Source organism: Microcoleus sp. S1D4, assembly GCF_036700765.1.
Classification (GTDB): domain Bacteria; phylum Cyanobacteriota; class Cyanobacteriia; order Cyanobacteriales; family Microcoleaceae; genus Microcoleus.
On the sequence record NZ_JAUBPP010000036.1, the window covers coordinates 24,701 to 45,854 of the forward strand.

The following is a 21,154-nucleotide window of genomic DNA, read 5'->3' on the forward strand; positions in this document are numbered from 1 at the left end:
AATGAGCGAAACCACGACTATTCGGGTTTTGATTGCGGACGACCATGCTATTTTTCGGCAAGGATTAGCCACGATTATTAACCGTGACCCAGATATGCAGGTGATTGCCCAAGCCGAAAATGGGGAACAAGCGATCGCCTTATTTCGGGAACATCAACCGGATGTTACACTCATGGATTTGCGAATGCCGGAAGTGGAAGGAGTTGCCGCCATCGGTGCAATTTGTGCTGCTGCTAAATCGGCTCGGATTATTGTACTAACCACGTATGATAGTGACGAAGATATTTATCGGGGATTGCAGGCAGGCGCAAAAGGATATCTGTTGAAAGAAACTGAACCTGACGAGCTTCTGAATGCCATTCGTACCGTTCATCGGGGTCAGAAGTATATTCCGCCCGATGTAGGAGCAAAGTTGGTACAGCGCCTCAGCAATCCAGAACTGAGTGAAAGAGAACTAGAAGTACTCCGCTCACTGGCGAAGGGAATGAGTAATGCGGATATTGCGACTGCTTTGAGTATTGGTGAAGGTACTGTTAAATCCCATGTTAATCGGATTTTGAATAAGTTAGATGTTAGCGATCGTACCCAAGCTGTGATTGTTGCCGTTAAACGTGGCATTGTTAGTTTGTAGGATGTACTTTCGATAGAATTGGGATTCTAACTTGAGTTAGAGCCAGCCTTCTACTCCACGATGGAATGGTTACTCTATCAATTTGTACTGTAAAAAATTTAACTCGGTATAGACGACGGCTTGAAGGCGATCGCCTATATTGAATTTATGCAAACAGTCATGCAAATGGATCGAGCAAGTAAATTGCACAGTTCCATGCTTGATACAAATGTAAAAAGATGAGCAACGATCGTAGCCACAGGTCTTTACTTGTACCACCTTCAACTCAAGATTGGATTCAAGGTATTCTGAGTGCCAAGGTAGTGCTGGTGATGTACGGAGATTATCAATGCCCTAGAAGTGCGGACGTTTACAAGCTGATTAAAGCGATCAAACGAGAGCTTAGTGCTGCTTTTGGAGAAAATTATTTATGCTTCATCTTCCGTCATTTTCCACAAACACAGATTCATCCCCATGCTCAACGGGCAGCCCAAGCTGCCGAAGCCGCCGCCGCCCAAGGAAAGTTTTGGTTAATGAGCGATACCTTATTTGACCATCAACAAAGGTTGGAGAACGGTTATCTTGTCGAGTACGCCAATGATTTAGGGCTTGACATTCCTCAATTTCTCAAAGAGTTGTCTAAACAAGTGCATGTCGATCGCATCAACGAAGATATCGAAGGCGGAATAGAGAGTGGAGTAACGACTGCCCCAGCCCTGTTTATCAATAAAATTCGGTATACCGAGCGCTGGAACACGACGGAGTTGATGGCTGCCATGATTGCTGCAAGTCATTAAGTTCCCCGATCTTTGCTTTCAATTCATATCTGACTTGCCTGTAAGTGCTGTAAGCCATCTAATTGATGGCTAGACTTTGCCTACTCTGCTGAACAAAATTACCGCTTTTTGAACCATGCCAACAACTGAATTCCTGCGTATTGATTTAGTGAATTACAAATCAGTATTTCATTGAGGATAATTCTATGACACGTTTACTAGTACAAGACAAGAATAATTATGGGCATGAAGGTAAACCTCAGACTGATTCTCTTCAGGACTCCTCAGTCAATCATGCCCTGATTGCGATCGCGCAAGAAGTCACTGAGTTACTGAGACAAGTTTACTTGATGCAAACTGACGAAATTGAAACAGGAGAAACAGAATGATACTGCAAGATAAAGTGGCGTTAGTCACTGGTGGTACATCGGGAATCGGCAGAGCAACGGCGATCGCTTATGCCCAACAACAAGCAAAGGTGGTAGTAGTTGGTCGTCGAATTGATGAAGGTAAAGAAACTGTTCGATTGATCAAAGAAGCTGGCGGAGATGCTATTTTTGTGCAGATGTCACGAAAGAAGCCGATGTTAAAGCAATGGTTGATAAAGTAGTTGACGTTTTTGGTCGGTTAGATATTGCCTTTAATAATGCAGGAACTATCGGCGAAAATCATTCATTGATTGAGCAAACAGAAGTGGAATACCATCGCACGATGAACGTCAATGTCAAAGGCGTTTGGTTGTCAATGAAACATGAAATTACTCAGATGTTGAAACAGGGAAGTGGTGCGATCGTCAATATGGCATCTGCAAATGGAGTCGTTGCATTTCCTACCTTCCCCCTCTACACCGCGAGTAAAAGCGCGGTAATCGGTTTAACAAAAGCTGCTGCGCTCCAATATGCCAAAGCGGGTATTCGCATCAATGTCGTTGCACCAGCGGTAATCGAAACAGATATGTTTGAAGCAGCGACAGGTGGGCAGGATGAAGTCAAAGCTTACATGGCAGGACTTCACCCGATCGGACGGATTGGAACACCGCTTGAAGTTGCAAATGCAATCTTGTTTTTATCATCTGACATGGCATCGTTCATAACAGGTGAAACGTTGATGGTAGATGGTGGCTATGTAGCACAGTAGTCGATCGGCAATGCAAAATATTGCAGTGATCGAATGCGCGATGGCTAGCTTTTGTCTGTTTTGTTGAGCAAATTGCCAATCTTTGAACCATGCTAACAATTACAACGCCAACCCTTAAAGCCAAGCGTAAGGGCTTAACGCACACTCGATTACAGCAAGTAATCGGCTATATTCGTGCTCACCTTGATCGAGATTTATCACTGACGGAACTTGCAGAAGTGATCAATATTAGCCCGACTTACTTTGCAAGTTTGTTTAAGCAAACAATGGGAATTTCTCCCCGTCAGTACGTGATTCAGCAGCGCGTGGAACAGGCAAAATTGATGCTATCGAAAACAGATCTGGCGATCGCGGACATTGCCCTGCAAGTCGGCTTCTCCAGCCAAAGCCATTTGACGCAGCACTTCAAACGATTCACAGGAAAGACCCCCAAGCAGATTCGTTAGCGCCATAAGAATCTGAAAGAAATCGAGCCTTGGAACTCATTACATTGACATTAAGTTAGGCAAGAATCTGAAGCAGCAACAGAACTAAGATTGTATCTTCGTCCACAACGTCAACTAAGAATGGATCGGACAAAAATGAGCATTCAGCAATTGATCACGCCTGAAAAGCACGACCTAGGTGGGTTTAGCGTACAGCGCATTTTACCGAGTGAAACCCTAAAAATGGTTGGCCCTTTCATCTTCTTTGATCACTTAGGCCCATCTATTTTCCCGGCTGGAAAAGGCGTCGATGTTAGACCTCATCCCCACATCAATTTAGCGACGGTTACCTATTTGTTTGAAGGAAGCCTTCTGCATAGAGATAGTCTAGGGACAGTACAAGAGATTTTTCCGGGCGAGGTGAACTGGATGACAGCGGGCAAAGGTATTGTTCATTCTGAGCGATCGCCCGAGAGCTTTAGAGAGAAAGAGTCTACTCTTCACGGCATTCAGACCTGGATTGCCCTCCCCGAAATCGCTGAAGAAGTTGAACCCAGCTTTTCACATTATTCGGCGACTGATTTACCGAGGTGGACTCAAACAGGCACCAGCGCGACCTTGATCGCCGGTAGCTATCAGTCTCACCAATCACCAGTTAAAACCTACTCTGCTACTCTTTACCTAGCGCTTGTTTTCACGGAGGGTAGTCAATTTCAGCTAGCGCCAATAGAAGGTTTAGAAAGGGCAGTTTATAGCGTCACATCCGGCCTATTCGTAAATGGAAAGCCTTTAGAGCCATATCGTCTAGCCGTTTTAGCGCCGGATGAATCAGTAAATATCAGTGCGGGGGCTGAGGCAAAAGCAATGATTATCGGCGGGGCACCAGTGGGCGATCGCACAAAGTACTGGAACTTTGTGTCGAGCCGCTCAGCGCGTATCGAGCAGGCAAAACGAGATTGGCAAGACCGCCGCTTCCCGGCGGTTCCCGGTGAAACTGAATTCATTCCGCTCCCTGATAATTCAGATCACGGTAGTAGCGCGCCCCCTCTGAGCTGACGATAGTTAGGCGTTTTTGCTGAGCGAGAGAACAGCAGCTTAACTTGTACACCAAGGCTTTCTACTATTTCGGATTAAGTCTATTTCATTCGCAAAACGCTTGGGAAATGATATGGAAGTTGGAATTGACAGTTTTGCCTCGGTTGGAACGAGTGAGAATGGTGAAACGACGGATGCCGCGCAGTCTGTCGCCGAACTGCTGGAGAGAATAGAGCAGGCGGATCGTTCCGGCTTGGATATCTTCGGTATCGGCGAGCATCATCGGCATGAATTTTTAGATTCGGCAAACGCGGTTATTCTCGCCGCTGCCGCCGCACGCACCGAGCGCATCCGTCTAACCAGCGCGGTTACGGTGCTGAGCGCGGCTGACCCGGTGCGTGTGTTTCAACAATTCGCCACGCTCGATTTGATTTCAAAAGGTCGCGCCGAAATGGTGGTCGGGCGCGGCTCGTTCACCGAAGCCTTTCCGCTATTCGGATTAAGTCTCGGCGATTACGACGAGATTTTTGCTGAAAAGCTCGAACTCTTGCTCAAAATTCGGGACAATGAAACGGTCGATTGGTCGGGCAAATTTCGCCTCGCGCTGGAAAACCAAGCGATTTATCCGCGTCCGCTGCAAAAGCCGTTTCCCATCTGGATCGGGTTCGGCGGTACGCCGCAGTCTTTCCGCCGCGCCGGAATGCTTGGACTGCCGCTCGTGGTCGCCATTATCGGCGGCGAAACGCATCGCTTTCGTTCGCTCGTCGATTTATACCGCGATGCCGGAGCGCGCGCCGGCATCGCGCCCGAAGCATTGAAAGTTTCATTGCATTCAATCGGTTATGTCGCCGACACGACCGAGCAAGCCATTGAAGAGTTCGGCGTTGCTGAATACAGGTATGAATTCAAGATTTCGGAATTTCTAGAAGCCAAGTATGGTGAGTTTTGTAACATCAAGCGAAAAATGGATTCATACCGTGAATCAGCAACGCCAAGAGTTCTTTCCAGGGTACGCCGAAACCTTCACTAGAATCTGCAGAGAGAGAGGCTGGCCGCCCGTTACGCGCGCCGCTTTTGACGCGCAGCGCGGCGCAACCGGCGCGTTACTCGTAGGCAGTCCCGAAGAAGTGGCGGAGAAAATCCGCCGTCACAGCGAATCGCTCGGCGGCATTTCAAGAGTAACGTTTCAAATGGACAACGCGCAGATGAACTACGCCCAACTGATGCGCTCCATTGAACTGATTGGAATGCGAATGTCGCCACTCTTGAACAATTAAAATATGCTCGCGATCGTAGACAACCTACCCATCGTTCTATATACAGCTCAAAAGAAACATTGGGTGAAATTGAGGCAACCGCATCATTGTAATTTAGGTGCCCAAAACTATGAATTCACAAACACCTCAAACCACCACCACTGCTGACGAGTCGGCAATTCGTGATTTTCTTCACCAGATGATTGATGCTTGGAATGGAGGCAGCGGTGAAGACTTTGCTGCTCCGTTTAGCGAAACTGCCGACTTCATCGCCTTCGAGGGAACGCATCTCAAGGGTCGAAAAGAAATAGCTGAATTTAACCAGCAAGCCTTCGATACCGTTGTCAACGGAACACGCCTGGAGGGTGAGGTAAATTTCGTCCACTTCCTGAATTCTCAACTTGCTCTCATGAGCGGAGCTGTCAGGGTAATGCTGCCCGGACAATCCGAAACTTCACCGTCACGAAATTCGATGCAGCTATTCGTCATGATGAAACGTGATCGAGATTGGCAAATTGAAGGGCTACTCAAGGCCCGGAAGTGGACGCTAGAACGGCAATTTTTCCTGGACGAGTTTGACTCGCTGAGTGAAGAGGCTCAACGTCAATTAACCGATCTCGTTATAGATATCAAGCAGGCTTCACTTCAATCGCGTGAGTCAACAAAGAATTTGGCAACGATCGTGAATGAAATAAGAATCTGAAAGAAATTAAGCATTGTAATCAATACAGTTGAGATAGAACAAACTAGGAGAATCTAACGTGGTCAAAGAGCAAACTGTAGACAAACAAGCAAATGTACAGGCAACCCCTAATCTGACACCTGCTCAGGAAGCTTTACAAGCGGTCTGGGAAGAGCATATCGGGCACGAGTTTGGTACTCACAGCCCTGAAGATGCTCTCGCTACAATGGTTGAGGACGCTTACGTGAATCACATTCCGGTAATGACTGGGGGAGTAGGGAAACCGGCACTGCGTGAGTTTTATTCCAAGTACTTCATTCCACAGATGCCGCCGGATATAGAACTGGCTCCGGTTTCGCGCACAATCGGAACCAATCAACTCGTCGATGAAATGCTGGTTAAGTTCACTCATACCATCCAGATGGACTGGATGCTACCCGGCATTGCTCCGACCGGGAAACAGGTTGAAGTGCCAGTGGTCGCGATTATTCGGTTCCGTGACGGCAAGTTAGCCCATGAACACCTCTACTGGGATCAGGCGAGTGTATTGGTTCAACTCGGCATGCTTGATCCGGTTACGCTGCCCGTTGTAGGGGTTGACAGTGCACGCAAGGTACTTGATCCGGGCTTGCCCTCAAACGCACTGCTCGATCGTGCCAGCAATCGCGACTAAGTGTAGGAGCCAGCAAATATCAATGCCTAAACCCGCCATTTTGCAACCAGGATCGTACTCATCCTGGTTGTAGGAGGTGCTTCTTATTGCTGGCCCCTACACGTATTGCTCATTGAGTTTTTGACAAAGTGACACAGCCATTCACAACAAGAGGTAACTATCATGATGCTGAAAGACAAGGTTGCTTTGGTGACTGGCGGAACATCGGGAATTGGTAGAGCAACTGCGATCGCTTATGCCCAACAACAAGCAAAGGTGGTAGTAGTTGGTCGTCGAATTGATGAAGGTGAAGAAACTGTTCGATTGATTCAGGATGCTGGCGGAGAGGCGATTTTTGTGCAAGCAGATGTCACGAAAGAAGCCGATGTTAAAGCAATGGTTGATAAAGCGGTTGGCGTTTTTGGTCGGTTAGATATTGCCTTTAATAATGCAGGAACTGTCGGCGAAAATCCCTCATTGATTGAGCAAACAGAAGCGGAATACGATCGCATTATGAACGTCAATGTCAAAGGTGTTTGGTTGTCGATGAAACATGAAATTGCTCAGATGTTGAAAAAGGGAAGTGGTGCGATCGTCAATACGGCATCTGCGAATGGAGTAGTTGCACTTCCTGGCGTACCCCTCTACACCGCGAGTAAGCACGCGGTAATAGGCTTAACAAAAGCTGCTGCGCTCCAATATGCCAAGGCGGGTATTCGCATCAATGTCGTTGCACCAGCAGTAATCGAAACAGATATGTTTGAAGCAGCTACAGGTGGGCAGGATGAAGCCAAAGCTTACATAACAGGACTTCACCCGATCGGACGAATTGGAACACCGCTTGAAGTTGCAAATGCAGTCCTGTTTTTATCATCTGACCTGGCATCGTTCGTAACAGGTGAAACGTTGATGGTAGATGGTGGCTTTGTAGCGCAATAGTCGAAAAGCAGGGCGAAATGTTTGATACAGCACTTCAAGCGACTCACTAAAGTAACACTGAAATAGGTTCGCTAATTCCATAGGAAACTCCATAAGAATCTGCAAGAAGTTGAGTGTTGGAACTGACTACACTCAAGTGAACTAAGACAAAGAGACCTTAGGAGTTGATGATTATGTCCAAAGTTGGAGAACAGAAAAAGATGATGAACCGAAACAAAGAGATTTACGAGTGCGTCATTGTCGGTGGCGGTTCCGCTGGACTCAGTGCGGCACTGCTTTTAGGCAGAAGTCGCCGTCGAGTGTTAGTCTGCGACAAAGGGAATCCGCGTAACGCTCCCGCACACGAGTCGCACAGTTTTTTCACCCGCGATGGCATCAGTCCACATGAACTTTTGAGCATCGGGCGCGACCAACTCAAACCTTATAAAAGCGTTGAATTTCAAGCGATTGGGGTCAAGGAAATCAACCCATCCGGCAATCAATTTGAAGTTGTGTTTGAGGATGGCACGATTAAAAAAACGCGCAAAATTTTGCTGGCTTTCGGGGTAATGGATGAATTTCCAGCTCTCGAAAACTTTGGTGATTTCTGGGGCAAAAGCGTGTTTCATTGTCCCTATTGCCATGCCTGGGAAGTGCGCGACGAGCCGCTTGCCATTGTTGGAAATGGCGAAACGGGCATCGAAATGGCGGCATTGCTGAAAAATTGGAGTGCTGATTTAGTCCTCTGCACCAACGGCAAAGCCGATCTAACCGCTGATCAAAGGACACTCTTGGAAAACCACAAAATCCTTGTTCGCGAAGAGAAAATTATCCGACTCGAAGGCGATAACGGACAATTAGAAAACATCGTTTTTGAGACAAACGAGAAAATTGCGCGTCGCGGAATACTGATCCGACCAAAGCAAACACTCCGTTCAAACCTAGCTGAAAAGTTAGGCTGTGAGTTGAATGAATTTAATTTAATCAAGACGACCAATGTTTTTAACGAAACTAGCGTCAAAGGCGTTTATGCGGCAGGTGACATCACTTCACCCATGCAAGTGATCGTCGCTGCTGTTTTTCAGGGTAGCGTTGCTGCTAGCGGCTTAAATCACTCTCTGATTATGGAAGATTTCCTCTAAATTAAGGTAATTCAATCTTCATCAGAACAAGCATTGTAGCTGGTCTAGTTTCATAGATCAAGAGAGTAGGGAAAGTCATGCGTGTTAATTACATATCAAGTCTACAGAGCGATCTAATGATGCAGTCTTTGTGGTGGTGGGTTGGTAGCGCAGTAGTCGAAAGGCAGTACGAAACGTTGCGACCAAGTAGCGATCGACACCGATATTAATCCCGCAGACAGCGACTTTGCCGCAGAGCAGACCAAGATGACTGCCCTCGGTCGCTATGGACAGGGTGACGAGGTAGCTGGCATGGTCTCTTATCTCGCCAGTTTTGAAGCTGATTTTGTTACGGGCGCAAGTCTCAAAATTGATGGCGGCTATACCGCTTGAACAACAGGTAATCCAGATCTGCAACCACTACAGCAATCCTAATTGGAGTCTGACGGGTCGTAAGGATGGAACCCTGGCTGGAGGCGCAGCCCTCACTCCCCTTATTCACAAGTAGGTCGTAAACGCTACAAACCTTATTCAGAGAAATTCAGAGGACATCATTATTTCGCAAAAACTCTCAGAAAAAGTTGCACTCGTCACATAGCTCATCCACACAGCAGAAAACAGCAATGATAAACTCTTCGATATCAAACATTTTTTTCACCTTCTGTTCTGGCACAATTGCTTACCAGAAGCATAGGGTGGGATTTTCCTTATTGAAAGTTGCACATTGCCTGTTAGTTATCATCGTTCTGGTTGTCAGTGTGCTTGTTGGCTCTGGTTGGCTGAATCGCGCAACTCCTGCTTCAACTTGTGACATCGCAACTCGCTCTACCCAAATCGGGAGTGGAACGCTTTCCTATAATCAAGCAGGGACAGGACAGCCGATTTTACTGCTGCATGGATTATTTGCCGAGAAAGAGCAGTGGAATGGCATGATGTGCGAGTTGGCTAGAGTAGGTTATCAAGCGATCGCACCCGATCTACCCGGTTATGCCAAGAGTACTGGATTTACCGTGAAAGACTATGCACTAGAGAATCAGGTAGCCCTCTTGCACCAGTTTGTCGAGCAGCTAAAGATTCAATCCCTTGATGTTGCAGGTAGCTCGATGGGGGGCACGATCGCAGCCCTTTACAGCCAGCTTTATCCCAACCAAGTTCGCAGCCTCGCCTTTATCGGTTCACCGCTAGGCGTAACGAATTGGGCAACTAGCGTCAGGAAATCGATTATTGAGGGCATCAATCCCTTTATTCCGATTACCAAAGAGCAGTTCGATCTAGAAATCAGTCTGCTTTTCGTGACGCCTCCTACGATTCCGGATGAGGTCAAAACCGAGAAAGTGAACGATTATGTGAATCGTAATCGAAATTATCAGCAGACTTGGAACATTGTGAATCTTTATGATGATGTGCTTTGTCAGTTGCCTCACAGTCGGGTTCCGACCCTGGCAATTTGGGGTCAGGAAGACAAAATCTATGATATTCGGGATGTCGATCGCTCACATCGCTGTTTTCCAGGGAGTCAAATTATTCAATTACCCAAAGCAGGACATTTGCTGTTGATCGAAAACGCTCAGGAAGCAGCATCGAATTATCTTGGTTTTCTGAAAAAAATCAAAAATCGATAGACGAATCAAGCATTCAGCAATTAGGCTTTGGTGTCGAGGAATTGAATCTCAGCCAGTTGTTGGCTAATGACCTGAACATTAGGCTTACAAAAGAAAGGAGATCGCTATGAGAAACAATGGAACGACATGACTATTTAGTTAAGTTGCACATCGCCTTTGGCTGGGAGCGAGAAAACTTTTTTGGTATGCTACGAGGCTGTGATATCTGCATTTGCTACTAAACGGTAACTACCTTACCAAATCGTGCTGACTTACGAAGTTAGGTAGAACTTACCTACGCTGAATAGTATTGAAATCCCGTCACTGTTTATTCTAAATCAAGGAGAGTTGGCACAGATGGAATCTATGAAAGCAGCCGTATTAACTGCGTTTGGTGATGCTGAGAAGTTTGAGATTCAAACTGTTCCGATACCAACACTGAAGGCGAATCAGGTGTTAGTCAGAGTTTGTGCAACCTCGATTAACCCGGTCGATTATCAAACTCGTCGTGGTGATTACAAAGAACTGGTTCAATTACCCGCCATCCTTGGAGTTGATGTTTCAGGGGTGATTGAGGTAATTGGCGAAGCTGTGACTGATTTCAAGGTGGGAGACAACGTGTATTACTCGCCGCAAATTTTTGGAGAATTCGGTAGCTACGCTCAGTATCATGTGGCTGATGCAGCGATTGTTGCATTGAAGCCTGCAAATCTATCGCACATTGAAGCAGCTTCTTTTCCGCTTGCAGGCGGAACGGCTTGGGATTGTCTAGTGACTAGGGGCAATCTACAAGTTGGTGAAACAGTTCTCATCCATGCGGGTGCGGGTGGAGTGGGTTCGATCGCAGTTCAACTCGCCAAAGCGATAGGGGCATACGTTTTTGCAACGTGTAGTTCTAGAAACCGAGATTTCGTGACAGAACTGGGTGCAGATCGAGTGATTGATTACAAAAATGAAGATTACGTAGAAGTCATTCGTCAGGAAACAAATGGACTGGGTGTGGATTTAGTTCTAGATACGATCGGCGGAGAAACAATTCAGCGTAGTCTAGAAATCATTCGTCCCTTTGGTAGGCTTACAAGCATTGTAGACATTGCAGTACCGCAATCGCTTTTTGAAGCATGGGGTAAGAATCTGACGATTCATTTTGTTTTTTCACCCCAGTATCGAGCAAAATTAGAGGCTTTGACAAAACTGATCGAGCGTCATCAGCTTCGCCCAGTGATTGATTCAGTATTTTCTTGGGATCAGGTCATTCTGGCACATCAACGTATAGAGCAGGGAGGAACACGGGGCAAAGTTGTGCTGAAGTTTACAGAAAATTAGACCAGCTTTACAGCATTGGTAATTGCTAAACGGATCGGAGTTTGATTGTGTGCTGAAGGTCAACATTGATTGGAACTCGCATAACAATCCCGTTGCACGCCAACCATACAAAGATAGTTAGTTGAGTACGAAAGGTTGCTAGCGGCAGATGATGGCGGGCGATCGCTGACTACGCTGAGGAGAAGAATGCGCTGGTAGAGAGATCGTTCCGTTAAAGCATCCACTTGAACAGAGGAGAGATTCAGATGTCACAGAACAATAAAGCTGTCTTAGAAGCGGCAAATGCGGCGAACGCAGCAGGCAACTATGAAGGATTCTTGTCATTCTGCACTGACGACACGAAATGGACGTTCGTAGGGGACAAGACCCTTAACGGAAAAGAAGCTGTTCGCCAATATATGGCAGAGACATACATAGAGCCGCCAAAGTTTACGGTCGCCAACTTAATCGCTGAGGGTGATTTCGTCACGGCAGTTGGCGACATCACACTGAAGGACGCAGACGGGAAAGCGGCTCATTACTCGTACTGCGATGTCTGGCGCTTTCGCGGCAGCAAGATTATCGAATTAAGGGCTTTCGTCATCAAAATCTCGGTCTGACCCGCCGTCGTCGTTCACGTCGTTTTCAACCTGCTCACTATCCCGGTGATGGCAATCGCTGGCATGGGCTGAGATGCGATCGGAGTTCAATTTTTGAAAGTTAATATTGATTGCAACAGGAGAAATAGAATGATACTTCAGGATAAAGTGGCGTTAGTCACTGGAGGCACAGCGGGAATCGGTAGAGCAACAGCGATCGCTTATCCCCAACAACAAGCAAAGGTGGTGGTAGTTGGTCGTCGAATTGATGAAGGTGAAGAAACGGTTCGATTGATTCAGGATGCTGGCGGAGAGGCGATTTTTGTGCAAGCAGATGTCACGAAAGAAGCCGATGTTAAAGCAATGGTTGATAAAACGGTTGACGTTTTTGGTCGGTTGGATATTGCCTTTAATAATGCAGGAATGGGCGGCGAAAATCCCTCATTGATTGAGCAAACAGAAGCTGAATATGACCGCACTATGAATGTCAATGTCAAAGGTGTTTGGTTGTCGATGAAATATGAAATTGCTCAGATGTTGAAACAGGGAAGTGGTTCGATCGTCAATATGGCATCTGCGGTTGGAGTCGTTGCACTTCCTAACATACTCCTCTACACCGCGAGTAAACATGCGGTAGTAGGCTTAACAAAAGCTGCTGCGCTCCAATATGCCAAAGCGGGTATTCGCATCAATGCCGTTGCACCAGGGTCAATCCAAACAGATATGTTTGAAGCTGCTGCGCTCCAATATGCCAAAGCGGGTATTCGCATCAATGTCGTTGCACCAGGGGCAATCCAAACAGATATGTTTGAAGCAGTTACAGATGAAGCCAAAGCTTACTTGACAGGACTTCACCCGATCGGACGAATTGGAACACCGCTTGAAGTTGCCAATGCAGTTCTGTTTTTATCATCTGACATGGCATCGTTCGTAACAGGTGAAACGTTGATGGTAGATGGTGGGTTTGTAGCGCAATAGTCGAACGACAGTGCGAGATGACAACACTTGCAGGCAAAGTTGCACTGGTAACAGGTGGTTCTCGCGGTTTAGGAGCGGCGATCGTAGGGTATGCCAAAGGTGTCCAAGATTCCAAGTCTGAGCGTCGAAGCTCAGTCGGAAGAAAATCAAAAACAGAGAGAATTGTACGATGAAAATACGCTACGGGTTTCGACAGGTCGGCGATGTCGAAGTGTTCTACCGTGAGGCGGGGTCAAGCGATGCGCCAGTAATACTGCTGTTGCACGGCTTTCCAACCGCTAGCCATATGTTCCGTGACGTGATCCCTCTCCTTGCTGATCGCTTTCGGCTCATCGCGCCCGATCTACCTGGTTTTGGGCAGACCAAGGCACCGTCACGCGGGACGTTCGACTACAGGTTCGACCGCCTTACCGACGTGATCGAGGGCTTCACCGATGCTTTGTCGCTCGATCGATACGTACTCTACATCTTCGACTACGGTGCGCCGGTAGGTCTGCGTCTGGCGATGCGCCATCCTGAACGGATATCTGCGATCATCTCGCAGAACGGCAACGCTTACCTGGAGGGTTTCAGTGATGAATGGGGTTCGTGGGAGTCCTATTGGCGCGAACCGAGCGCAGCGAACCGGGAAGCCTGCCGACCCTCGCTCGCACCGGACACAATCCGGAACTGGCAGTATGGTACCGGAGCCGATCCAACCCTTCTGTCGCCTGACGGCTACGAACTCGACATCGCCTACATGGGGCGAGCGGGCGCGGAGGAGATCCAGCTCGATCTGATCCTCGATTACGGCAGCAACGTCGCGCTCTATCCGGATTTCCAGTCCTACTTTCGTGAGCAACGTCCGCCGCTTCTCGCCGTCTGGGGTCGTCATGATCCGGCATTTCTGCCCGCTGGTGCTGCCGCTTATCAGCGAGATCTCCCGAATGTAGAGATTCACCTGCTCGACGCCGGACATTTCGCGCTGGAGACTCATGCAGAGGAGGTGGCAACGTTGATCCGCGCATTCCTCGACAGAACGCTCGGTTCCACGCTGCGTCTTGAAGGTGATTGCACAAGAATCTGACAAAACACCCTAAGAATCTGAAAGAAACCGAGCATTAGGAGTCATTACACTCAGACTATGAAAACAGCAGATAGGAAGCAAAAACACATTCTTCACGATAAGGGACATTCCATGAAACTCTATCATATGCCCGGTGCCTGTTCGCTGGCTGATCTCATCGTTCTTGAATGGATTGGTATGCCGCACGAAATCGTCAGGATGAGTCTTGAAAGCATCAAGTCACCAGACTATAGCTGTAGCCAATTAGATTAGGACACAGATTATAAGTCAAGATAGTCGCCGTAAAACAACCATCATTAATCACGTAACTAAAAAGGAGTTTGATCGTGCAGAACATCACACTTGACACTATCACTGAAGCCGTCATTAATCATGGCGATCGCGGCAAATCTCACCCGCGACTCTATGAAATTTACACGAGCTTGGTTCCACATTTGCATGACTTTGTGCGTGAGGTGAATCTGACAGAATCAGAATTGCAGCAGGGACGTAATTTTCTCAACCAGGCAAGTCATCACACTCAAGAGATTCCCACTGGAGAGATCCATTTGTTGACGGATCTACTAGGGATCTCAGAGTTGGTAGAATTGCTGAACGATGCTCATCGTGGTACAGAAAGCAATTTAGAAGGACCATTGTATGTGCCGAATGCACCAGAACGGCAGATGGGCGATCGCTTGGGTATTGATACAGAAGGAGATTCGCTTTTCCTGTCAGGCAGGGTTTTAGATTTGAACGGTCAACCGATCGCCAATGCTGTGATTGATGTTTGGCAACCCAACTCCAAAGGATTATATGATATCCAAGATCCATCTCAGCCGCTGGGGAATTTTCGCGGACGTTTCAAAACGAACAAGAGTGGAAAGTATATGTTTGAAACCGTCGTGCCACTAGGTTACAAAGTGCCAAGCAGTGGTCCATCTGGCGAATTGCTGCGACTCTTGGGACGGCATCCTTGGCGGGCGGCTCACATCCATTTCAAACTCAGTGCTCCGGAGTATACTTCGCTGACAACACAAATTTTTATTGCTGGCGATCCTCACCTGGATTCAGATACAACCTTTGCAGTTCAATCAGCGATCGTTCAATTGCAAAAGCACGAAGCACCAGACAAACTCAAGGCACACAATCAAAGTAAGCCGTTTTACACAACTGAATTTGATTTTGTGTTAAAACCCGCTACTCTCTAGCGGAAAATCATCAAGCAATGGTTGCACATTATGTCTACACCATCAATCCAGAACAATCTGCTAATTGGCATTTGGAAGTTAATTTCTGCAACTGCCATTTACGCTGATGGAACGGTGACTCCAGACGTGTATGGAACTCATCCGGTTGGCTACATCACTTACACATCAGATGGTCACATGATGGTGATGTTTTCTAGGAGCGATCGCTCACCGCTGAGTCAGGAGGTCAGATCACCGCTGACTCCCCAGATGCAATCTTTACCCGTGGAAGAGCTTGCTCAAGCATTTACAACATTCAATGCTTACGCTGGAACTTATACCTTGAGTGAGAACACAGTAACTCACCAGATCAAAATTGCATCAATTCCTAATCGGGTCGGTACAACATTAGTCCGCACTTTTACTCTGAGTGAGAGCCGAGTGACGCTGAAAACGTTGCCAGTTTTGAGTGATGGTGTTGAGGCGGTTTTCGAGTTGGTGTGGGAGCGCATTTAATTGCTTTGTCATTGCACCACAAAAGCATTTAAGTTTCTACAACTTTGCGACACAGTATCAAATTTAATTCAAGCTTCAACCGCAAGCGAATGCAATCTGAATCAAGATTTTAGCGCTATCAGCCGTCTCTAACTTGTAGCTTAACTCAGCAAACTTGACTGTTCTGAATCAAATGAATGTTGAAGAATGAGGACAACGAAACACCTGTTTCTCAGACATCTACGTTGTAGAAGTCTTCGGTAATGACGTTGAGTTTCATTTACTCGATACCGGACATTTTGCTCTGGAAGAAGATGGGGATGCGATCGCAAATCACATCACGCAATTTCTCGCATCATGGCTGCAACCCATCCCTGTCTAATAAGTGCGAAGATTGCTGGGCAAGCGCTTTCGTATTGGCGATGTTCACCTGATGGTGATACAGCCTCGCCTGCCCCGCTACAAACTTGAAATTCCCGATCATTATCGTTTTAGTGCTGTGGTGAAAGAGTATTTCTGAAGCCAAAACTGGTACACACAGCAATGCGACAGGCATTGCATACTTCAGTTTTTGTCTAAGTCTTAACAAAACCGAACATTTGCAGGAGGTCTAATGTTTATCGATTACCTGACACTCATGCTGATTAATCTATCGGCTGGACTCGCTCTGTTAGCTGCCTATGTGTATTTTGGTCTTGGTACTTCAAATCAGAAACGCTGGATTCCTGGTTTTGGTGTAGTCGGCGCGATCGCTTTAGTCACTGGCTTACACATGACTTTTACCTGGCCCATTATTGGTAGTTTCAATGTTGCCTATGGTGAAACAACTGTTCTGTTTGGCATTTTGTTTGTAGGAACTTCCCTAACTCTGGCAATGGGTTGGGAATTATTTACCCTGGGCATTTATGGATTCTTTGCAGGACTGGTATCGCTTCTAATTGGCTTTCGCATCATAAACCTGGGAATAACACAACTTCCTTTGCTGTCAGGAATTGGGTTCATTCTCGTTGGCTTAGGAGGAATTTTTTCTGTACCAACCCTCTCTCTCAAATCAACCCGGCTCTTGCGAACTATTGGAGCAATTGTGTTAAGTGTGGCAGCTCTCATCTTTGCTTATATCGGATTGACTGCCTACTGGGCGCATCTTGCGGACTTTTCGACATGGAAGCCCCTGCCAAGATAGTCGCCGTAAAACAACCATCATTAATCACGTAACTAAAAAGGAGTTTGATCGTGCAGAAAATCGCACTTGACACTATCACTGAAGCCGTCATTAATCATGGCGATCGTGGCAAATCTCACACGCGACTGTATGAAATTTACACGAGCTTCGTTCGACATTTGCATGACTTTGTGCGTGAGGTGAATCTGACTGAATCAGAGTTGCAGCAGGGACGTAATTTTCTCAACCGGGTCAGTCATCACACTCAGGAGATTCCCGCTGGAGAAATGCAGGCGTTAACAGATCTACTCGGAATCTCAGAGTTGGTAGAATTACTGCACGATTCGCATTGCGGTACAGAAAGCAATTTAGAAGGACCATTGTATGTGCCGAATGCACCAGAACGGCAGATGGGCGATCGCTTAGGCATTGATCCAGAAGGCGACACGCTTTTCCTGTCAGGCAGTGTTTTAGATGTGAACGGTCAACCGATCGCCAATGCTGTGATTGATGTTTGGCAACCCAACTCCAAAGGATTATATGATATCCAAGATCCATCTCAGCCGCTGGGGAATTTTCGCGGACGTTTCAAAACGAACAAGAGTGGAAAGTATATGTTTGAAACCGTCGTGCCACTAGGTTACAAAGTGCCAAGCAGTGGTCCATCTGGCGAATTGCTGCGACTCTTGGGACGGCATCCTTGGCGGGCGGCTCACATCCATTTCAAACTCAGTGCTCCGGAGTATACTTCGCTGACAACACAAATTTTTATTGCTGGCGATCCTCACCTGGATTCAGATACAACCTTTGCAGTTCAATCAGCGATCGTTCAATTGCAAAAGCACGAAGCACCAGACAAACTCAAGGCACACAATCAAAGTAAGCCGTTTTACACAACTGAATTTGATTTTGTGTTGACACCCGTTACTTCAGCCGAAGACTATAAAGCAACATCTGAACAACATGCCTACACCATTGATTCAAAATAACCCGCTAATTGGCATTTGGAAGTTAATTTCTGCAACAGCAGAATCAAAGCCATCTTAGAGGCGGCAAACGCGGCGATCGCGCTCAGGCAACAATGAAGGATTCTTGTCGTTATGAAGCGATGATACGCAATGGATTCTTGCCCCATCTTGAAGTCTGCTTAACACAGCATTGTTAAGACGGTGCTCGATCGCTGCATAAAAATTGTGATGCAACAGACAAAAACATATCATCAATTTACAACGGAGAAACTTCTCATGCCTTACATTACCGTTGGTCAAGAAAACTCTGCAACCATCGATCTCTACTACGAAGATATTGGGACAGGTCAACCGATTGTTCTGATTCATGGATTTCCATTGAACGGACATTCCTGGGAGAAGCAGGTTTTAGTTTTACTGAATGCAGGATATCGAGTAATTACCTACGATCGTCGAGGATTTGGCAACTCCAGTCAGCCATCATCTGGCTATGACTACGATACCTTCGCCGCCGATTTGAATACACTCATGACCAAGCTTGACTTGCAAAATACCGTGCTGGTCGGTTTCTCAATGGGAACAGGTGAAGTCACACGTTATCTTGGCAAATACGGCTCAGAGCGGGTGCAGAAAGCCGTGCTGATGGCTCCCGTTCCACCGTTTCTGTTAAAGACAGACGACAATCCAGAGGGTGTTGATCAAAGTGTCTTCGATGGCATGATGAAAGCGATTGTTGACGATCGTCCAGCTTATTTTTCTGCCTTTTTCAAAGAGTTCTTCAATGTTGATGTATTGCTTGGCGATCGCATCAGCAATGAAGCAATTCAAGCCAGTTGGAATGTAGCAGTAGGGGCTTCTGCTAAAGGGACTTTAGACTGTGTACCCTCCTGGCTGACTGATTTCCGCGATGATCTGCCCCGCATTGATGTACCGACTCTGATTATTCATGGAGATAGCGATCGCATTCTGCCGCTTGAGTCCACCGCAGCAAGACTTCCAAAGCTGATTAAAAACAGTCAACTGGTTGTCATTCCTGGCGGACCGCACGCCATCAACTGGACTCACGCTGATCAGGTCAATCCCGTGTTGCTGGACTTTCTTCAGCAGAAATAATCAGTGACCCTTTCTCCTCCGAAATTCACAGATCCTGAACTTGATCCGATTGTGTAATTGCAAGCCTAAACTTATGCTGATCCAAAAACTAAACGACTGTGAAGAAATTATCGCTGGAGATGGAACTGTTCTGCGCGAACTGCTTCATCCTGACAAACAAGATATCAACTTGCGTTACAGTTTGGCACATGCGATCTTGCCTGTTGGCGAAACTTCGATTCCCCATTCTCTAAAGACTTCTGAGGTTTATTACATCATTAGCGGTGTTGGCGAAATGTCGATCGACAGTGAAGTTCGTCGCATTGAACCAGGCGATACGGTTTACATTCCTCCAAATGCAATCCAGTTCCTTCACAACTACGGCGACGAACCCATTGTTTTCGTTTGTCTAGTTGATCCAGCTTGGCGCAAAGAAGACGAAACGATTTATGCACCAGTCTGATTCATGTAAATCTCACTGCTAGGGATGATTGCTCACGATCTTAGGAAACCCAGCCATCGTTTTCAGTCAATGTTCATTGAAACTCTCTAGGAGCCATCATGAGTACTGCTGTAGTGAATAGCACGTCCCATGTTGTGATGGTTGCCCATGCAGACGCTGTTGCCAAACTCATCGATTGTGCTGCAACCGCGCTATAGACGAGGCATAAACGCATCCGGCTACATCACTGGACAATCCTTAGTGATCGATGGCGGATACACAGCGAACTGACCCATTTCAAGAGAGAACAAGAGAGAAAAGACGAGCTTGATTTTCAGATCACATTTACAAGGAGGGATTCTATGTCAACTTTTGTCTTAGTTCATGGCTCCTGGCATGATGGTTCTGCTTGGCAGGCAGTCATTGATCAACTAGAAGCAAAGGGACATCATGCTTTTGCGCCCACGATCGCTGGGCATGGCAAAGGCGTGAACAAAAACGTCAACCATGCTCAATGCACGCAATCGGTCGTCGATTACATTGTGAGTAAAGACTTAAACGATATCGTTCTAGTCGGACATAGTTTCGGTGGGACAATTATTGCCAAAGTTGCTGAAGCAATCAGCGATCGCATTCGACGACTCATCTTCTTCAATGCCTTTGTCCTCAATGATGGTGAAAGCATCAACGATAACACCCCACCGCACTCTCAAGCGTTATCCGATCAGCTAGCGAGACAATCGGGCGATCATACGGTGATGCTACCTTTTGAGATTTGGCGAGAAGCGTTTATCAACGACGCTGACCTCGAACTGGCTCGATCGAGTTACGCACAATTATCGCCTGAACCGTATCAACCGTGGCTTGACAAGTTAGACCTAAAGCAGTTTTACTCGCTGCCCATCCCCAAAAGCTACCTTTACTGTACCGAAGACAACGTCCTTCCTCAAGGCGATTGGGGTTGGCATCCCAGAATGTCTACCCGCTTGGGGCTATTTCGGTTCGTGCAAATGTCTGGTAGTCATGAGGTGATGTTTTCCAACCCGGTCGGCTTGGCAGAAAAGATGATTGCGGCAGGACGTGACTAGCTGATGGTTGAGATGAACAACAGACAATCGCTTATCCCCGAAACAAGGGCGCTAACCGATCAGAATTTGACCAATCATCGTAGGAATCTGAAAGCAATCAAGCATTGGTACTGTCTATACTTCAGATCAAACAAACGGAATTAGCCGGCAACGCTTGCTGCTCCAGTAAGTTCATAGCGATCGAACGCAGCAGTGCATCTTCGTGCTGTTGTGTTCCTAAACTGCCAAAACAATTAGATAAGAAATCCCAAAACGAGGCGCTTATGAATTCACAAACAATTCAAAATCAACTCACCAGTCCTACTGACGAGTCCGCAATCCGTGCTTTCCATCACCAGATGATTGATGCTTAGAATCGAGGCAGCGGTGAAGACTTCGCTGCTCCGTTCAGCGAAACTGCCGATTTCATCGCGTTCGAGGGAACCCATCTCAAGGGTCGAAAAGCGATCGCTGCATTTCATCAGCAAGCGTTCGACACGGTTGTCAAAGGAACACGTTTGGGTAGTGCTAAACAAGTAATGATGCATTATAATGATGGATGAAATACCAGATAGCACCGATATGGTTGTCTAATGAC

Annotated in this window: 23 protein-coding genes and 2 pseudogenes; all 25 read left to right on the top strand. The window is 46.8% G+C overall.

Features of this window, described 5'->3' with window-relative positions; all coding sequences use genetic code 11:
• Position 1: 1 nt before the first annotated feature.
• On the top strand, positions 2 to 631 hold the full coding sequence (locus QT998_RS25555) for a response regulator transcription factor (RefSeq protein WP_333118484.1): 630 nt from the start codon (positions 2 to 4) through the stop codon (positions 629 to 631).
• Positions 632 to 849: 218 nt separating this feature from the next.
• Positions 850 to 1,407 (top strand): DsbA family protein, encoded by a 558-nt coding sequence (locus QT998_RS25560; protein WP_333093236.1) that lies wholly within the window; start codon positions 850 to 852, stop codon positions 1,405 to 1,407.
• Positions 1,408 to 1,592: 185 nt separating this feature from the next.
• On the top strand, positions 1,593 to 1,775 hold the full coding sequence (locus QT998_RS25565; RefSeq protein WP_333093237.1) for a hypothetical protein: 183 nt from the start codon (positions 1,593 to 1,595) through the stop codon (positions 1,773 to 1,775).
• Positions 1,772 to 2,523: pseudogene (locus QT998_RS25570) on the top strand (SDR family oxidoreductase). The gene QT998_RS25565 and the pseudogene QT998_RS25570 overlap by 4 nt, the downstream one beginning before the upstream one ends.
• Positions 2,524 to 2,612: 89 nt before the next feature.
• Positions 2,613 to 2,969 (top strand): AraC family transcriptional regulator, encoded by a 357-nt coding sequence (locus QT998_RS25575; RefSeq protein ID WP_333064425.1) that lies wholly within the window; start codon positions 2,613 to 2,615, stop codon positions 2,967 to 2,969.
• A gap of 135 nt (positions 2,970 to 3,104) precedes the next feature.
• Positions 3,105 to 4,004, top strand: a complete 900-nt coding sequence (locus QT998_RS25580) for a pirin family protein (RefSeq protein ID WP_333093238.1) — start codon at positions 3,105 to 3,107, stop codon at positions 4,002 to 4,004.
• A gap of 112 nt (positions 4,005 to 4,116) precedes the next feature.
• Complete coding sequence (locus QT998_RS25585) at positions 4,117 to 5,013, top strand: LLM class flavin-dependent oxidoreductase (protein ID WP_333118476.1); 897 nt, start codon at positions 4,117 to 4,119, stop codon at positions 5,011 to 5,013.
• 356 nt (positions 5,014 to 5,369) lie between these two features.
• On the top strand, positions 5,370 to 5,942 hold the full coding sequence (locus QT998_RS25590; protein ID WP_333093240.1) for an SgcJ/EcaC family oxidoreductase: 573 nt from the start codon (positions 5,370 to 5,372) through the stop codon (positions 5,940 to 5,942).
• A gap of 58 nt (positions 5,943 to 6,000) precedes the next feature.
• Complete coding sequence (locus QT998_RS25595; protein ID WP_333093241.1) at positions 6,001 to 6,594, top strand: ester cyclase; 594 nt, start codon at positions 6,001 to 6,003, stop codon at positions 6,592 to 6,594.
• A gap of 162 nt (positions 6,595 to 6,756) precedes the next feature.
• On the top strand, positions 6,757 to 7,512 hold the full coding sequence (locus QT998_RS25600) for an SDR family oxidoreductase (RefSeq protein ID WP_333093242.1): 756 nt from the start codon (positions 6,757 to 6,759) through the stop codon (positions 7,510 to 7,512).
• Between the two features lie 173 nt (positions 7,513 to 7,685).
• Positions 7,686 to 8,633, top strand: a complete 948-nt coding sequence (locus QT998_RS25605; RefSeq protein ID WP_333118470.1) for an NAD(P)/FAD-dependent oxidoreductase — start codon at positions 7,686 to 7,688, stop codon at positions 8,631 to 8,633.
• A gap of 204 nt (positions 8,634 to 8,837) precedes the next feature.
• Positions 8,838 to 9,005, top strand: a complete 168-nt coding sequence (locus QT998_RS25610) for an SDR family oxidoreductase (RefSeq protein WP_333084892.1) — start codon at positions 8,838 to 8,840, stop codon at positions 9,003 to 9,005.
• A 365-nt stretch (positions 9,006 to 9,370) separates the two neighbouring features.
• Positions 9,371 to 10,234: an alpha/beta fold hydrolase gene (locus QT998_RS25615; protein WP_333118468.1), complete on the top strand. Its 864-nt coding sequence runs from the start codon at positions 9,371 to 9,373 to the stop codon at positions 10,232 to 10,234.
• A gap of 345 nt (positions 10,235 to 10,579) precedes the next feature.
• The gene (locus QT998_RS25620) at positions 10,580 to 11,539 is read left to right on the top strand and encodes a zinc-dependent alcohol dehydrogenase family protein (RefSeq protein ID WP_333118465.1); all 960 of its coding nucleotides are present in this window, start codon (positions 10,580 to 10,582) and stop codon (positions 11,537 to 11,539) included.
• 245 nt (positions 11,540 to 11,784) lie between these two features.
• Positions 11,785 to 12,138, top strand: a complete 354-nt coding sequence (locus QT998_RS25625) for a nuclear transport factor 2 family protein (protein WP_333118462.1) — start codon at positions 11,785 to 11,787, stop codon at positions 12,136 to 12,138.
• Positions 12,139 to 12,267: 129 nt separating this feature from the next.
• Entirely contained in the window at positions 12,268 to 13,095 is an 828-nt protein-coding gene (locus QT998_RS25630; protein WP_333093246.1) for an SDR family oxidoreductase, read from the top strand.
• Between the two features lie 169 nt (positions 13,096 to 13,264).
• Positions 13,265 to 14,161, top strand: a complete 897-nt coding sequence (locus tag QT998_RS25635; RefSeq protein WP_333093247.1) for an alpha/beta fold hydrolase — start codon at positions 13,265 to 13,267, stop codon at positions 14,159 to 14,161.
• Between the two features lie 326 nt (positions 14,162 to 14,487).
• Positions 14,488 to 15,351, top strand: a complete 864-nt coding sequence (locus tag QT998_RS25640) for a dioxygenase family protein (RefSeq protein ID WP_333118458.1) — start codon at positions 14,488 to 14,490, stop codon at positions 15,349 to 15,351.
• 30 nt (positions 15,352 to 15,381) lie between these two features.
• Complete coding sequence (locus tag QT998_RS25645; protein ID WP_333093249.1) at positions 15,382 to 15,846, top strand: lipocalin-like domain-containing protein; 465 nt, start codon at positions 15,382 to 15,384, stop codon at positions 15,844 to 15,846.
• Positions 15,847 to 16,438: 592 nt separating this feature from the next.
• Positions 16,439 to 17,008: a DUF981 family protein gene (locus tag QT998_RS25650; protein ID WP_015179725.1), complete on the top strand. Its 570-nt coding sequence runs from the start codon at positions 16,439 to 16,441 to the stop codon at positions 17,006 to 17,008.
• A 50-nt stretch (positions 17,009 to 17,058) separates the two neighbouring features.
• The gene (locus QT998_RS25655) at positions 17,059 to 17,976 is read left to right on the top strand and encodes a dioxygenase family protein (RefSeq protein ID WP_333118456.1); all 918 of its coding nucleotides are present in this window, start codon (positions 17,059 to 17,061) and stop codon (positions 17,974 to 17,976) included.
• Positions 17,977 to 18,231: 255 nt separating this feature from the next.
• Positions 18,232 to 19,068 carry an alpha/beta fold hydrolase gene (locus tag QT998_RS25660; RefSeq protein ID WP_333093251.1) on the top strand — a complete coding sequence of 279 codons (837 nt, stop codon included), beginning with the start codon at positions 18,232 to 18,234 and terminating at the stop codon, positions 19,066 to 19,068.
• Between the two features lie 73 nt (positions 19,069 to 19,141).
• Positions 19,142 to 19,510: a cupin domain-containing protein gene (locus tag QT998_RS25665; protein ID WP_333093252.1), complete on the top strand. Its 369-nt coding sequence runs from the start codon at positions 19,142 to 19,144 to the stop codon at positions 19,508 to 19,510.
• A 341-nt stretch (positions 19,511 to 19,851) separates the two neighbouring features.
• Positions 19,852 to 20,577, top strand: coding sequence for an alpha/beta fold hydrolase (locus tag QT998_RS25670; protein WP_333093254.1), 726 nt, complete (start codon positions 19,852 to 19,854; stop codon positions 20,575 to 20,577).
• 371 nt (positions 20,578 to 20,948) lie between these two features.
• A pseudogene (locus QT998_RS27595) lies at positions 20,949 to 21,119 on the top strand (hypothetical protein); the annotation flags it as partial.
• Positions 21,120 to 21,154 lie beyond the last annotated feature (35 nt).